Here is a 14,911-nt window from a genome sequence, read left to right on the forward strand (position 1 = left end):
AGTAGTCCGCGCTAGCGCCCAAAACGCATCACGGTGCTTGTATTGGCCAGCACATGATCCTTTATCGCCGCCTGCAACGCATCGCGTGTCAACCCGGCCGCGAGCGCATCGGGCGCAATGTCGAGCGCATAGATCTGCACGACATAGTGATGCGCAACCTCCCCGGCCGGTGGACACGGCCCGCGGTAGGCCGCTTGCCCGCTAACGTTGAGGCCCACTCGCGCGCCGGCCGGCGGCTCGCCGCCCGCTGCCAGCGACGTCGTCGAAGCGGGAATGCCGTACATCACCCAGTGCACAACGCCAAAGCCCTTCGCGCCGTCCGGATCGAAGATCGTAACCGCGAAGCTGCGCGTGCCGGCAGGTGCATTGCGCCATTGCAATGCCGGCGATACATTGCCGCCACCGCAATTGTTCTGGCTCCCAGCATGATCAAGGGAGAGCGTGCCGCCGTCGGGCAGACCTGGTGAAGTCAGTTCGAACGCGTCCGCGGCGTATGCAATTGCGCCGTGCAGCGACAGTACACACAGGCTTGCGCCAAGCGCGTGCCGGATTGTCTTTGCGTTGCTTTTCATCGCGAGCCCTCCTCTCCGAATAGCATCATTGCGGCAACCTACCACTGGCAGCCGCATGCCCTGTGACGAACGTATTCCTGCCTCAATTTATTCCGTAGACAACCACTTACGCAACGCCTCCCATGCGCTCAACTTCTCGGCATAAGGCACTACCGCATAGGCTGGGCAGCTTGACGAGTTCGAGCGACGGCCGGCTTTCCGCCAGCGCCAGCACACCGATCTTCGCCGCCGTGCCGCCATTGAACGCGACGGCCGCGAGACTCGGCAACGTGTCGATGAGCGCGACGAGATCGTTGCTCGCGTGATTGCGGAGGTTGCTATCGAGGCTGCCTGTGCGGCGTGCTTCCGCAACCACATCCCATAGCCCGTTCGATGTTCGAGCAGCGTTTGCAACGCGCGCCTCGCACGCCATCTCGGTCAGGTCTTTTTCGATGACATCCCCGAACAGCAGCCAAAACCGATTGAGGTTTTGGCTAATTTGACACCCGCCAGCCCACCTATTCCTGTCGCCTCGCCCTCGCGCAAATACTCGTAGCCGCTAACGATCTTGCACACACTCATGATGCGTGCAGTGTGTGACGTAAGTCACACACTGCCCACCAACGGCTTGATTTATACGCCAACGTATATATTATACGTATAAATTGTGTGTGGAGGCGAGATGACAAAGCAAACCTTGAAGAAGCTTAGGCTTGAAGCCGGAATGACACAGACGCAAGTCGCCACGGCTATAGGAGTCAGCCAACCCAACTATCAGCGCTGGGAATCAGGGAGCGCGCCAGTGCCGAAAACGAAACTGAAGAAGCTGGCTCGAACACTCAAGACATCCGTTGATGAGCTGCTTGGAAAGCCAGCTGATTTCGATCTGTTCGGGATTGATCGTAACGCCCCGGACCATCGAAAGTACTTCGGAGAACTGGCAATTCACTTTGAAAAAGGAGCACCAATCCTTCTGCCTGTCTCCGAAGAAATGCGCTCGAGCTTGCTTCGTCAGCTTTCGACCGGAAGTACTTTCATTGCAGCCGAGTCCTTGGACAACCGAATGCTCTTCATCCGTCGCAACGCCGTTACTGATATCTATATTTCGAGCGAGGCCTACGATACATTCGGGCCTGAAGAATATGTGGATCATCTCGGCGTGGCCCCTGATGATGACTTCTGGAAAATAATTGAATCCCTCGATTGTCTTGAGGACGTTCGCGACGAGTTTGAAGAAAGCAGAATCGAGGAAGTTCTTGGCAAGGTACGCATGACGGAAGCTGCTCTAGACAAGCTCGTCGAGACGGGAAATGTAGAGCCTGAAGACCGCGAGAAAGTGTGGAAGGAGAGTACGGATTTAACTGAAAAGCTTCTGAAGCGCGCCCAAACCGTTTCATGGCAGTTGTCCTCGGGACAGCTTCGGCACGAATACGTATACGAAAATAGGCTACTGTATGAGGTATTCAGTCTCCTTGAACTTTCCGACGATATGGAGGACGTGATCTGCCTACCGCTTGAGGGCTACCACAGAACCATAGTGATTAGAAAATCGGCACTTGACTACGTTTCAATCCCTAGGCACAAGTTTCACGAAGGGTCAATCGAGTGTGCAGAAGAAGAGTTGGACTCACCTGAATTCTGACTAAAACGCCACAAGCGTCGTCTTGGGATTTCAAGGCGACCTTCACTTTGGATAAACGAAATGGCGAAAACATCGGGTCGCAAACGTTCGCAACGCATGACTCCGTCAGCTCGATTGCAGATGTTTCGCACAAGGAGTTGGCACAGCACGTTCTGCCCCCCCGCCAGCGAATATGTTTCCCACCTTTTGCGTGAACTTGGTCGTTTAGGCATGGAAATCCGCGACATCGAATCACACGATCGAGCGCCGCATACGCAGACCGTCTTATCCGATCTGGTTAGTTGGATAGGCGAGCCTCCCAGCGATGCATTTTCAAAGCTATTCGACTGGAAGACGCTGGACCTTCCGCAGATGCGATCGCGTCTGGAAAAGGACTCTTCGGCGAAACCGCGCATCGAGTTGTCCGCTCACGTTACCAAGATGAACAACCTTTCCGTGCGCTGGCACCCAGGGGGTTGGAGGCACTCGCATTTTGACTGGAATGGAACTGGCCAAAATCACGTCAACCTGATCTCACAACGAAAGTGGTCGCAGCCACCAGATTTCCGATGGTTCGTTGGTGACGAACAATCTACTTTCGATAGCCGCGCGTCAAATGAGCTCATGTATATTCGTGGCGTAGGTAACCTTCGACCAGAACCTCGTGAGAGCTACGGCCCTTATGCCACCTACAACGCCGACGTTGTCGATTCAATACTTATATGCGCCGTTCGCTCTGCCTATGAGGGCTTAATTGAGCGGCTTCAGTACAGCTTTGAGGTCGATGTTATTGACGCCTTTGACTTTCTAATCCGCGATGAGATCGACGAGGACGCCGCTCATTCAAATCAGTTTCCAATTCATCGCGTTGTAGCGTGGAGCCTTGAGGATGCAGACGAACTTCGCATACGCCGAGAGCAAGAAGCAGCCGCTCAGCAAGAAAGAAAGGACCGCGCGGAACTCGCCAACATTGCCTTAACCTATGGGTTTACGCTTGAGGTATTCTTAGATGCACTAATTCGTGCTTTTTCAACGGGATCGATCGGATCGGCGCCATCCGATGAAGCTGCAAATCGCAGAACTGCCAAAGACTTGCGCAGTGCCGGGTTCAACGTCAACGCCGGGCATGTGCGCCACGTTCGCCAATTGATCGAGCGCTACAATCCGGAAACACTTCCAGATGCCTTACGACCACTCACGGCACAGGTGGACAAAGATTCCCTTCGCAAGGTCATAGATATATCGGCGTTTCGCTGATTATTCTCATATCGGGAAATCTTTACGTCTCGCGGATGACGACAAATAGAAACGTCAATTTAGAAGTTTTATAAAGGGATGTCGCACCGTAAACGCAATTTGATTGAACGCGAGCATTGCATCCAGCGGGCTCAAAGACTGGAACCGAGCCGATACGCCAGGACCCAGCTAGGCCCCGACAACGTCTATTACGCAGCGCCTTTCTGAGCCCCTGCCCCATCGCGCTCGAGCCATGCCATGCACAACGTTTTCCACGCAAGAAGTTTCGCTGCATACGGCATATGTACGCAGGGCTGCTCGACGGCAGCCTGATGAGTTCGTATCGCCCCTCTAAGTCATACAGGGCCTTGATGCCGAGCCTTTCCGCAGTGCCACCATTGAATGCGATGACGATCGAACTATGTAGAGATTTGACCAACGCCGTCAGATCGTTGCTGACATGGTTGCGAATCCGGCTATCCAAGCTGCCTTCGCGCCGTGCCTCTGCAACAACATACCCAAGGCCGATCGATGATGCAACAGAGCCTGCAGACGCACGGGGTAATTGAGGCCGGGTAAGCTCTCGCTAATCACGTCGCCGATCAAATGCCAAAACTGATTGGTGTTTTGGCTGATTTGACATCGGGCGGCAATCGCCGTGGGCTGTCGCCGGACACATAGTGCGGATGTCCATCCGACGGAATCCGATCAGTTGCAGACGTTCACCTGTTCTTTGTCTCCGCACCGCGGAGAGAATCGGTTCAAGGGGCGTCCAGCGCGGCTCTCGCGTGACGTTTTCCCGAACCAGCCCTTTTGCTGTAAGGTGTCTCCCCTGTAAATATTGCCGACGCGTCGCCCGCTTACCATCAGCCGGACAGCATGACTGAACTAATGCCACCCACCCTCTTGACTGAAATTCGGCGCCTGATCGATTCGGCGCGGGAGCGGGTAGCGGCCGCGGTCAACGCTGAGTTGACGCTACTGTACTGGCACGTCGGCCGCCTCGTCCGGCAGGAAGTCCTTTGCGGCGACAGAGCCGAGTACGGCCAACAGCTGATTCTGTCGCTCGCCCGGCAACTGACGGCGGAATACGGGCGGGGATGGAGCGAGCAGCAGTTGCGACATTGTGTGCGCGCAGCTGACGTATTTCCGGATGAAGCAATTCTCTCCGCAGTGCGGAGAGAATTGAGTTGGACGCACCTGAAGGCGCTGATATACATCGACGACCCGATCAAGCGCGACTTCTATCTCGAGCTGTGTCGGCTTGAACGTTGGTCGTCTCGGCAGTTGCAAGAGCGCATCGGATCGATGCTGTTTGAACGTACCGCGATTTCGCGAAAGCCTGCAGACGTGGTGCGACACGATCTGGCACAGTTGCGTCGCGACCAGCGCGTGTCACCCGACGTGCTGCTCAAAGATCCTTATGTTTTGGACTTTCTCGGGCTCAACGACCACTACCTCGAGCGTGATCTAGAAGACGCGATTCTGCGGGAGATGGAGCAATTCCTACTTGAACTCGGCGCTGGGTTCACTTTTGTCGCCCGGCAGAAACGAATACAAATCGACAACGATGATTTCTACATCGACCTGCTGTTCTATAACCGCAAATTACAGCGCCTCGTCGCTATCGAACTCAAGCTCGGCCCGTTCCGCGCCGAGTTCAAGAGCCAGATGGAGCTGTATCTTCGCTGGCTCGCTCGATACGAACAGGAGCCAGGTGAGCAACCGCCACTTGGAATCATTCTTTGTGCGGGGAAAAAGCAAGAGCAAATCGAGCTGCTCGAACTCGATAAGAGTGGCATCCATGTAGCGGAATATCTGACCGTGCTGCCGCCGCGCGAAACACTGCAAGCAAAGCTTCATCAATCGATCGAAGCCGCACGCGCCCGACTCCAGCGGAAGTAAGTTCTCTGTGATGTAGCCTAGATTGTTGTCGCGCAACTACACCGACAGCCACTTACGCAACGCCTCCCACGCCCTCAACTTCTCGGCATATGGCACTGCCGCATAGGCTGGGCTGCTCGACGGCAGCCTGACGAGCTCGAGCGACGGCCGGCTTTCCGCCAGCGCCAGCACACCGATCTTCGCCGCCGTGCCGCCATTGAACGCGACAGCGGCGAGACTCGGCAACCCAGCTACGAGCGCAGCAAGATCGTTCGTCGCATGATCGCGAATCCGGCTATCGAGGCTGCCTTCGCGACGTGCATTCGCGATCACGTCCCACAGCCCCACGCGATGATCGAGCAGCGCTTGCAGCCGCGCTTCGTAATCCATGCTCGGAAGATTCTCGCCGATCACATCCCCAATCAAATGCCAAAACCGATTTTGCTTGTGCGCGTAATACTGGTTGTGCGCGAGCGACACTTCTCCGGGCAGGCTGCCGAGCACGAGCACTCGCGTGTTTCGATCGACAACCGGCGGAAAGCAGCGCTTGAGGGTCATGAATCGTTGTTCGGCGCGTGCGCGCCATGAGCGCGCGACGCAAGATGATCGAGTGGACCAGCCGACTCGCGCGCGTGCGACGCATGCGCGTGATGGGCGATCGTTTCAGCAGTACGGCCCTCGCGGCGTGCCCGCGCTTCAAGATGCACCCACAGCGCCGGCAGCATGCACTCGGTGACCATCAGCGGCTCGCCATGCCGCTCGAACACCGAGCGCCGCGCGCAGAGCGCGTGCGGCGCAGGCCCCGCGATCTCGCGCGCCGCGAGCACCGCGAGCGGATCGCGCTGCGTGAGCCGCGCGCTGACGAGCGCCGAGCGCGCGACACTGCTGTCGCTATACAACAGCTCGGCGAGCGGCCGCGTGCGCAGCCGCCGCATCGCCTGCCACACGCCGTGGCTGGCCGCGAGCGGAGCGATGCTGTGCGCGGCGACGAACGGCACACCGTCCACTTCGAGCACGACTTCCCGCACCCAGACCGGCGCGCGCGCCGCAATGCCGAGCGCCGCGACTTCGTCGCGCCACGCTTGATCGATCGCCTCGCGCGTCACGCGCACCGCGACTTTGCCGAGCGTGCGCAAATGTGCGGTCAGCGAGCCGCCGCGCGTCAGCCAGTCTTTCTGGTCGGCCGTGAAGGCAGGCTGCGGCACGGCGCGCCAGCCGCCGCCGGCTGCGTCGAAGCGAACGCGCGGCGCGCTCATCAGCGCGCGAGCAGCAGCGCGTTGGTGCGCTTGACGAAGCTCGCCGGATCCTCAAGCGCGCCGCCTTCGGCCAGCAACGCCTGATCGAAGAGCAGATGGCACCAATCGTCGAAGTTCGCGCTGTCGACGGTCAGCGCCTTCACGAGCGCGTGCTCGGGGTTCACTTCGAGAATCGGATGGAGCGCCGGCGCGTTCTGCCCGGCAGCCTTCAACATGCGCTGCAGGTAGCCGCTCATCTCGCCGTCGTCGGCGACGAGGCACGACGGCGAATCAGTCAGGCGGAACGTGAGGCGTACGTCCTTCGCCTTGTCCTTGAGCGCGTCCTTCATCTTCTCGATGAGCGGCTTCATCGTTTCGCCGACCTCTTCCTGCGCCTTCTTTTCCTCGTCATTGAGCGCGCCGAGATCGAGATCGCCGCGCGCAACGCTCGCAAGCGGCTTGCCGTCGAACTCCGTAAAGGACGACAGCGCCCATTCGTCGACGCGGTCCGTCAACAGCAGCACTTCGACACCCTTCTTGCGGAACACTTCGAGATGCGGGCTGTTCTTCGCGGCCTGCCAGGTATCGGCGGTCACGTAGTAGATCTTCGACTGCTCGGGCTTCATGCGCGCGACGTAATCGGCGAGCGAGACGTTCTGCTCGGGCGTGTCGTTGTGTGTCGACGCGAAGCGCGCGAGCTTGGCGATGCGGTCGCGATTCGCGAAGTCTTCGCCGAGGCCCTCCTTGAGCACCTGGCCGAACTCCTTCCAGAAGCCCGCGTACTGCGCCTTGCCCTCATCGGTCTCGGCGTTCGCCAGTTCTTCGAGCATCGACAGCGCGCGCTTGGTCACGCCTTCGCGGATCGCCTTCACGTCGCGGCTTTCCTGCAGGATTTCGCGCGACACGTTCAGCGGCAGATCGCTCGAATCGACCACGCCCTTGATGAAGCGCAGATACATCGGCAGCAGCTGCTCGGCGTCGTCCATGATGAAGACGCGTTTCACGTAGAGCTTGAGGCCCGCGCGATGGTCGCGGTTCCACAGGTCGAACGGCGCGTGCGCCGGCACGTAGAGGAGCTGCGTGTACTCGCTGCGGCCTTCGACGCGGTTGTGCGTCCACGTCAGCGGGTCCTGGTGGTCGTGCGCGAGGTGCTGATAGAACTGCTTGTACTGCTCGTCGGTGATGTCGTTCTTCGGACGCGTCCAGAGCGCGCTCGCCTGGTTGACGGTCTCGTCTTCGTCCTTCTCGATCATCTCGCCCTTTTCCTGATCCCACTCTTCCTTCTTCATCAGGATCGGCAGCGCGACATGGTCCGAATACTTCTGGATGATCGACTTCAGGCGATACGACGACAGCAGTTCGTCTTCGCCTTCGCGCAGGTGCAGCGTGATCGTCGTGCCGCGCTGGGCGCGCTCGATCGTCTCGACCGCGAAGTCGCCCTCGCCCGCGCTGACCCAGCGCACGCCTTCGGTGGCCGGCAGTCCGGCGCGGCGCGTTTCGACGGTGATCTTGTCGGCGACGATGAATCCCGAGTAGAAGCCGACGCCGAACTGGCCGATCAGCGCGGCGTCCTTCTGCTGGTCGCCGGAGAGCTTCGAGAAGAATTCCTTGGTACCCGAGCGGGCGATCGTGCCGAGGTGCGAGATCGTTTCCTCGCGGCTCATGCCGATGCCGTTGTCGTCGATGCTGATGGTGCGCGCGGCCTTGTCGTACGACACGCGGATGCGCAGGTTCGGATCGTTCTCGAAGAGGGCGCTGTCGGCGATCGCTTCGAAGCGGAGCTTATCGGCGGCGTCCGATGCGTTCGAGACCAGCTCGCGCAAGAAGATTTCCTTGTTGCTGTAGAGCGAATGGATCATCAGTTGCAGAAGCTGTTTCACTTCTGCCTGGAAGCTCATGGTTTCTTGTGCCATGGTCGGGAGTTCCTCTTTCGTGGATGGTGTGTCTCGGTGGCTCGGCGCCTGGGCTCTGCCGGCTTGGCGCGCCTGTCGCGGCGGCCTGCCAAGGCCCGCGAGGCCGCGTCGCGAATCGAGCGCTCAATTGGGGATCGCTATCGCAAATTCAAGAGTCGACGGCGAAATTGGGTCGGGATGATAGCGGTCGGTCTGAAGACTTTCGGTTGACGAAAGCTGCAATGTTAAAGCGCTTTCGGGGCGACACGCGACGAGTCCTGGCAAAGATCAGAGGGTCTGATTCGGAATCGTCCGATTTCTCCGTGAAGGAAGACGTGGTCCAGTGGCCACTTTGCCAACAAAACGGAACCCCCATGTTGCAGTGCAGCTTTGAACTCAATGACCAGCCGATGAGCACGTTCGTAATCCACGGCGGATTTTCAGTCCCGGCATTCTCAGGGCTCGAGCCGCATATCAATAAGCGCGCATCGGCCTGTCTGCTCGATGTGGGGCCGATCCCGCCGGGCAGGTATTACATCGTCGATAGAGAGTCAGGCGGGAGACTTGGATCGCTAAGGGAGGCTTTTCTCCATCGAAGCGATTGGTTCGCGCTTTACGCCGCAGATGGAAAAATCGACGACTCAACGTTTTGCAATGAGGTTCTACGCGGAAATTTTCGCCTACACCCGAAGGGGCCTCGTGGCATCAGCCAGGGATGCATCGTCATTGAGAATTCCGCCGATTTCCACCGACTCAGAGTCTCACTAGTCGGCCGAGGTAAATATCCGATTCCCGGAAGCGCGCTGAGTGCTTACGGCATGGTGACGGTGAAATGAAGCGCGCAATCAAAATTGGCGGCGTCATTGTGTGGCTACTCTTCGCGACGTTTGCGCTCGCCTACGTGTGGGGCCGACACCCCGACGCGATCCCTCCGCCGCCGCTCGAATTCTCACTCTGGCTCAACGATTTGTTCGATGCGCATGATGCGGAGGCAAGCGCCGACGTCGATGTCTTCTACATGCTCACCGCCTCGTTTCTCTTCGCGAGCCTCTGCACTTTCATCGCATGGCACGTCCTAAAGCGTCTTTGCCGCCGCTAAACAACGGTATTGATTCATGGCGGGCATCAACAGCCCGCCCTCACCTTGCTGTGCAGCCCAGCCCAAGCATTGACCGACTATGCGCACCATGACGCAGAAGCGCCTCGTCATCATCAGCCTGACGACAGCCCTGCTCGCCATCGCCGCCTACGGCTACACCCGGCTCGCGGCGCGCTACGTTTCCACAAACGCCCCGGCCATGGCAGACCCCGCCGATCAAGCCGACGCCATTCACGTCGTCAAATCGGAAAAGCGCATGCAGCTATTGCGCGACGGCGCCGTGCTGCGCGAATACCGCATCTCCCTAGGCGGCAATCCCCGGGGCCACAAGCAACAGGAAGGCGACAAGAAAACCCCCGAAGGCCGCTACGTCATCGACTGGCGCAACGAAAACTCGGCCTACCACCTGAGCCTGCACATCTCCTACCCCAACGCCGACGACCTCCAGCGTGCATCCGATGCCCAAGTCCCGCCGGGCGGCAACGTGATGATCCACGGCCTGCCCAATGGCTGGGGCTTCCTCGGCGACCTGCACCGCCGCTGGAACTGGACCGACGGCTGCATCGTCGTCACCGACGAGGAGATGCGCGAAATCTGGTCGCTCGTCCCCAACGGCACGCCGATCGACATCGAGGGCTGACCGCCACGGCGCCTCAGCCCGCGCGCCGCGCCACCGACTCCAGGTAGTCGCCGATCACCCCCGGCAGCGCCGGGTCGCCGCAATTGGCGACGTTGAACCGCATCCATGTCGTCGGCGACTGCTGTGGCGAGAAGAGACTCCCCGGCGTCAGCAAAAAGCCCTTTTCGTGCGCCGCCGCCGCGAGCGCATCCGAATCGACGCCCAAGTCCGCCCATAGGAACATCCCCGCCGACGGCATCGTGAAGTGCCGCAGCCCGGTCTTCTCGAGCATGCGAGCCGTCTTGTCCCGCACGCCGTCGAGCCGCACGCGCAGGCGCTCGACATGGCGCCGGTAGTGCCCTTCGGTCAGCACCTTGTACAGCACGCGCTCGTTCAACTCCGGCGTCGTCATGCCGACCAGCATCTTCTGATCGGTGATCGCCTTCGCCACTTCGGGCGCGCATGCGACGAAGCCCACACGCAAGTTCGCCGACAGCGTCTTCGAAAAACTGCCGAGATAGATCACCCGCTTCAATTGATCGAGGCTCGCCAGGCGCGTCGCCGGATAGCCCGGCGGGCACAGGTCGCCGTAGATATCGTCCTCGACGACGATGAAATCGTAGGCTTCGGCCAGGCGCAGAATGCGGAACGCCTGCGCCGCGGTCAGCGACGTGCCGGTCGGGTTCTGCAGCAGCGAATTGAGGATGAGCATCTTCGGCCGCCACATCTGTACGAGCGTCTCGAGCGCATCGAGATCCGGCCCGTCCGGCGTGTACGGCATGCCGACGAGTTGCGCGCCCTGCGACGCGAAACGGCCGAACATCTGGAACCAGGCCGGATCGCCGACGATCACCGCGTCGCCCGGCTGGACGTAGATGCGCGCGATCAGGTCGATGGCCTGGGTGATGCCCGAGACGAGCACGATCTGATCGGGCGCGACGCCGATTTCGAACTCCTCCAGGCGCGTCTGCAGTTGCTGGCGCAGCGGCAGGAAACCTTGCGCGGTGCCGGAGCCGAGCAACTGCGCACCGCTTTGCCGGCCGAGCGCGCGCAGCGCGCTGGTGATCAGCTCGCCGTCGAGCCAGCGGCTCGGCAGATAGCCGAGGCCGGGCCCTTTCTCCGGGCTCGACGTGTGCAGCATGTTGCGCAATAGCCAGACGACGTCGATCGTGTTGTGCGCCGGCTGCCGCTCGGCTGGCGCGCTCCGTTCGGCGGGCACGCCGCTGCCGGCACGGTCGCGCACGAAAAAGCCCGAGCCGCGCCGCGAGTCGAGAAAACCCTGCGCGACGAGCCGCTCGTACGCCTCGACGACCGTGAAGCGCGACACGCCCTTGTCGAGCGCGAGCTTGCGGATCGACGGCATGCGCATGCCGGGGCGAAACACGCGTTCTTCGATGCGGCGCCGCGCCCATTGCACGAGCTGGTCGACGAGCGTGAGCGGCGAGGCGTCGTGCGGGGCGGGAATCAGATTCAGCGGGACGGTCATGACGGCTCCAACTGTACCGAAAAGTATCGCCCCGATTGTACCGTTACTGTCCTGGTACGAGCGATTACAGTTTTCGGACAATGTCGTCTGGCAGGCGCAAAGGCCAAGGGCGGATAGAGGAGAAGCGGCGCGAGCGGTATGCTATCGGCCCGGTGCGCGCCCGAAGGGACAAGAAAGCGTACCGGCATTCCGTCCGATTCCGATCCTTCTTGCCCTAACCGCACGCCAGTACGCCATGAACGCCCGAACGCTCTCGCTCGATCACCTCGTAGTCGCCGCCCGCACGCTTGAAGAGGGCGCGCAATTCGTTGCCGATACCCTCGGCGCCGAACTGGCCGCAGGCGGCAGGCACCCGCTGATGCGCACGCACAACCGGCTCCTCAACCTGTGGGGCGGCGCCTATCTCGAAGTGATCGCGATCGATCCGGACGCCGAAGCCACGGCAACGCCAGCTGCGGCAACGACAAGCGGTGCTGCCGCCGGGCGCCGCGCGCGGCTCTTCGCGCTCGACGATCCTGCGACGCACGCGCGTCTCGAGCGCGGCCCGTACCTCGCGCATTGGGTGGTGCGCGTCGAGCGGCCGAAGAACCTCGCGCGCTGGCAGGCGCAGTACCCGGAGCGAATTCCGCCCGTCGTGCCGATGACGCGCGGCGACTTCGCCTGGGGCCTGTCGGTGCCTGAAGACGGCGCGTTCCCGAGTTGGCAAGGCGCAGGCAACGGCATTGTGCCGACGCTGATCCAGTGGGATACGCCGCTTCATCCGTCGGCGCGGCTGCCGGAAACCGGGCTCACGCTCAAGTCGCTCACGGGCTACCACCCGCGCGCGGACAACGTGCAAGCCCAGCTCGACTGGCTCGGCGTGTCGGACTTGATCCGGCTGGAAACCACGGAAGGCGAGCCCGCGCTCGCCGCAGAAATCGAAATCGGCCTGTCCGGCGAAACCCGCACGCTCAAATAGGCGGTATCAGCGCCTAGCCATCGTTGAGCGCCGGGTTCGCGGCTATAACAGGCCACCGCAACCGCGCAGCCCGCCAATACGCGAGCCGCGCCACAACATGGAGAGACAAATCGCAATGAACCCGCGCGAATCCCAAGGCATGCTGCTCGGCCTGATCGGCGTGATGATCTTCAGCCTGACGCTGCCGATGACCCGCATCGTCGTGCACGAATGGAGCCCACTCCTGAACGGCCTCGGCCGCGCGCTCGCCGCCTCGGTGCCCGCCGCCCTGCTCCTCGCGTACCGGCGCGAAGCCTGGCCGACCTGGGCTCAGGTCAAGAGCCTCGTCGTGGTCTCGCTCGGCGTCATCATCGCGTTTCCGGTGTTCTCCGCGTGGGCGATGAAAAGCGTGCCCGCCTCGCACGGCGCTGTCGTCAACGGTTTGCAGCCGCTTTTCGTGGCGCTTTACGCAGCGTGGCTGTCGCATGAACGGCCGTCGAAGGGGTTCTGGGCGGCCGCCATCGTCGGCAGCGCGCTCGTTGTCGCCTATGCGCTGCAGCAGGGCGGCGGCTCGCCACAGGCGGGCGACGCGCTGATGCTCGTCGCGGTCGGCATCGGCGCGCTCGGCTACGCCGAAGGCGCGCGGCTCGCCAAGCAAATCGGCGGCTGGCAGGTGATCTGCTGGGCGCTCGTGGTCTCCGCCCCGTTCCTCGTGCTGCCGGTCGGCTGGCTCGCCTGGGAGCAGCACGTGCAGCATCCCGGCCCGGGATCGCTCTCGACCTGGCTCGCGTTCGGCTACGTGACGATCTTTTCGCAATTCATCGGTTTTTTCGCCTGGTACGCCGGACTCGCGATGGGCGGCACGGCGCGCGTCGGCCAGGTTCAGCTGCTGCAGATCTTCTTCACGATGGCGTTCTCGGCGCTGTTCTTCGGCGAGACCGTCGCGCCCTCCACGTGGCTGTTCGCCGCCGCCGTGATCGCCACCGTCGTGATCGGTCGCAAGGCCGCCGTGCGTACCGCGCCGCAGCCGGCCCGCGCGACGTAAGCAGCGCCCGCATGCACGATTAGTAGATGGACAACCCGTTTCTCAGGCGATAATTCCGCTTCTCAGCCCGCCCCAACCTAGAAACTCTGGAGACTTCATGGACCAAAGCGACCTGCCACAGAACAACTGGCAACTTTCCGAACGCGCACGCAAGCTCACGAGCTCGGCGATCCGCGAGATTCTGAAGGTCACCGAGCGGCCTGAAGTCATTTCCTTCGCGGGCGGCCTGCCGTCGCCCGTCACGTTCCCCGCCGAGCGCATGCGCGAAGCGTCGGACCGCATCCTGCGCGATGCGCCCGCCGCCGCGCTGCAGTACAGCGCGACTGAAGGCTATCTGCCGCTGCGCGAATGGGTCGCCCAGCGCTACTCGGTCAACGGCGCGACGATCCGCAGCTCGCAAGTGCTGATCACGACGGGCTCGCAGCAGGCGCTCGATCTGCTCGGCAAGGTGCTGATCGATCCGGCGAGCCCGGTGCTCGTCGAAACGCCGACCTACCTCGGCGCGCTGCAATCGTTTTCGATGTACGAGCCGCGCTACGTGCAGGTGCCGACCGACGAGCAAGGCCTGATCCCCTCGGGTCTGACGCCCGCGCTGACCGCCGGCGCGCGCCTCCTGTACGCGCAGCCGAACTTCCAGAACCCGACGGGCCGCCGTCTGCCGATCGAGCGCCGTCGCGCGCTCGCCGAGTTCGCCAAGACGAGCGCGTTCCCGGTCATCGAAGACGACCCCTACGGCGCACTCGACTACGCGGGCGACCCGCTGCCGACGCTGCTGTCGATGGCGCCGGACCACATCGTCCACCTCGGCTCGTTCTCGAAGGTGCTCGCGCCGGGTCTGCGCGTGGGCTACATCATCGCGCCCGAGGAACTACACTTCAAACTCGTGCAGGCCAAGCAGGCCACCGACCTCCACACCCCGAGCTTCACACAGCGCGTCGTGCACGAAGTCGTGAAGGACGGTTTTCTCGACACGCACGTGCCGACCATCCGCGCGCTCTACCGCGACCAATGCGAGGCGATGCTCGCGGCGCTGACGCGCTACATGCCCGAAGGCGTGAGCTGGAACCGGCCCGAAGGCGGGATGTTCGTCTGGGTCGATCTGCCGGCCGGCATCGACAGCATGAAGCTGCTCGAAGCCGCAGTCGCGCAAAACGTCGCGTTCGTGCCGGGCGGGCCGTTCTTCGCGAACGAGGCGCAGAGCAATACGCTGCGCCTGTCGTTCGTGACCGTGCCGCCCGCCAAGATCGACGAAGGCGTGGCCCGCCTTGCCGCACTGATTCGCGAGCGCATCTAATTCCCTCTCTGT

General features: G+C 61.6%; 15 protein-coding genes. 9 read left to right on the forward strand and 6 right to left on the reverse strand.

Annotated features, from left to right (window positions below; translation table 11 throughout):
- Positions 1–11 precede the first annotated feature (11 nt).
- Positions 12–572, reverse strand: coding sequence for a YbhB/YbcL family Raf kinase inhibitor-like protein (locus tag AAHK20_RS12530; protein ID WP_449181773.1), 561 nt, complete (start codon positions 570–572; stop codon positions 12–14).
- A 106-nt stretch (positions 573–678) separates the two neighbouring features.
- Positions 679–927, reverse strand: a complete 249-nt coding sequence (locus tag AAHK20_RS12535) for a hypothetical protein (protein ID WP_449181774.1) — start codon at positions 925–927, stop codon at positions 679–681.
- 306 nt (positions 928–1,233) lie between these two features.
- Between AAHK20_RS12535 and AAHK20_RS12540 the strand changes: the two genes are divergently transcribed.
- From AAHK20_RS12540 to AAHK20_RS12550, 3 genes are all read left to right on the forward strand, one after another.
- Entirely contained in the window at positions 1,234–2,193 is a 960-nt protein-coding gene (locus AAHK20_RS12540) for a helix-turn-helix domain-containing protein (protein ID WP_449181775.1), read from the forward strand.
- 60 nt (positions 2,194–2,253) lie between these two features.
- Positions 2,254–3,429 carry a hypothetical protein gene (locus tag AAHK20_RS12545; protein ID WP_449181776.1) on the forward strand — a complete coding sequence of 392 codons (1,176 nt, stop codon included), beginning with the start codon at positions 2,254–2,256 and terminating at the stop codon, positions 3,427–3,429.
- Between the two features lie 858 nt (positions 3,430–4,287).
- Positions 4,288–5,313, forward strand: coding sequence for a PDDEXK nuclease domain-containing protein (locus tag AAHK20_RS12550; protein ID WP_449181777.1), 1,026 nt, complete (start codon positions 4,288–4,290; stop codon positions 5,311–5,313).
- Between the two features lie 36 nt (positions 5,314–5,349).
- Here AAHK20_RS12550 and AAHK20_RS12555 read toward each other — a convergent pair whose 3' ends face one another.
- The 3 genes from AAHK20_RS12555 to htpG are packed head-to-tail and all read right to left on the reverse strand — an operon-like array spanning position 5,350 to position 8,440.
- On the reverse strand, positions 5,350–5,850 hold the full coding sequence (locus AAHK20_RS12555) for a DNA-deoxyinosine glycosylase (RefSeq protein ID WP_449181778.1): 501 nt from the start codon (positions 5,848–5,850) through the stop codon (positions 5,350–5,352).
- The gene (locus AAHK20_RS12560) at positions 5,847–6,548 is read right to left on the reverse strand and encodes a chorismate--pyruvate lyase family protein (protein ID WP_449181779.1); all 702 of its coding nucleotides are present in this window, start codon (positions 6,546–6,548) and stop codon (positions 5,847–5,849) included. Before AAHK20_RS12560 ends, AAHK20_RS12555 begins: the two co-directional genes overlap by 4 nt.
- Positions 6,548–8,440, reverse strand: a complete 1,893-nt coding sequence (htpG, locus tag AAHK20_RS12565) for a molecular chaperone HtpG (protein ID WP_449181780.1) — start codon at positions 8,438–8,440, stop codon at positions 6,548–6,550. The genes AAHK20_RS12560 and htpG overlap by 1 nt, the downstream gene beginning before the upstream one ends.
- Before the next feature lie 353 nt (positions 8,441–8,793).
- Here htpG and AAHK20_RS12570 point away from each other — a divergent pair, with 353 nt between their 5' ends.
- From AAHK20_RS12570 to AAHK20_RS12580, 3 genes are all read left to right on the forward strand, one after another.
- Positions 8,794–9,255, forward strand: coding sequence for a DUF2778 domain-containing protein (locus AAHK20_RS12570; protein WP_449181945.1), 462 nt, complete (start codon positions 8,794–8,796; stop codon positions 9,253–9,255).
- A complete protein-coding gene (locus AAHK20_RS12575; RefSeq protein WP_449181781.1) occupies positions 9,252–9,518 on the forward strand; it encodes a hypothetical protein in 267 nt (88 codons plus the stop codon). Before AAHK20_RS12570 ends, AAHK20_RS12575 begins: the two co-directional genes overlap by 4 nt.
- Before the next feature lie 79 nt (positions 9,519–9,597).
- Entirely contained in the window at positions 9,598–10,158 is a 561-nt protein-coding gene (locus AAHK20_RS12580; protein ID WP_449181782.1) for a L,D-transpeptidase family protein, read from the forward strand.
- 13 nt (positions 10,159–10,171) lie between these two features.
- Here AAHK20_RS12580 and AAHK20_RS12585 read toward each other — a convergent pair whose 3' ends face one another.
- On the reverse strand, positions 10,172–11,623 hold the full coding sequence (locus AAHK20_RS12585) for an aminotransferase-like domain-containing protein (protein WP_449181783.1): 1,452 nt from the start codon (positions 11,621–11,623) through the stop codon (positions 10,172–10,174).
- 235 nt (positions 11,624–11,858) lie between these two features.
- On the opposite strand from AAHK20_RS12585, the gene AAHK20_RS12590 reads away from it, so the two are divergent.
- The 3 genes from AAHK20_RS12590 to AAHK20_RS12600 all read left to right on the forward strand — a co-directional run bounded on the left by AAHK20_RS12590 (position 11,859) and on the right by AAHK20_RS12600 (position 14,899).
- Positions 11,859–12,581: a VOC family protein gene (locus tag AAHK20_RS12590; RefSeq protein WP_449181784.1), complete on the forward strand. Its 723-nt coding sequence runs from the start codon at positions 11,859–11,861 to the stop codon at positions 12,579–12,581.
- Positions 12,582–12,696: 115 nt separating this feature from the next.
- Positions 12,697–13,605 (forward strand): DMT family transporter, encoded by a 909-nt coding sequence (locus tag AAHK20_RS12595; protein WP_449181785.1) that lies wholly within the window; start codon positions 12,697–12,699, stop codon positions 13,603–13,605.
- Positions 13,606–13,702: 97 nt separating this feature from the next.
- Positions 13,703–14,899 (forward strand): aminotransferase-like domain-containing protein, encoded by a 1,197-nt coding sequence (locus AAHK20_RS12600; protein ID WP_449181786.1) that lies wholly within the window; start codon positions 13,703–13,705, stop codon positions 14,897–14,899.
- Positions 14,900–14,911 lie beyond the last annotated feature (12 nt).

The sequence above is a fragment of the Trinickia camelliae genome (genome assembly GCF_053525655.1).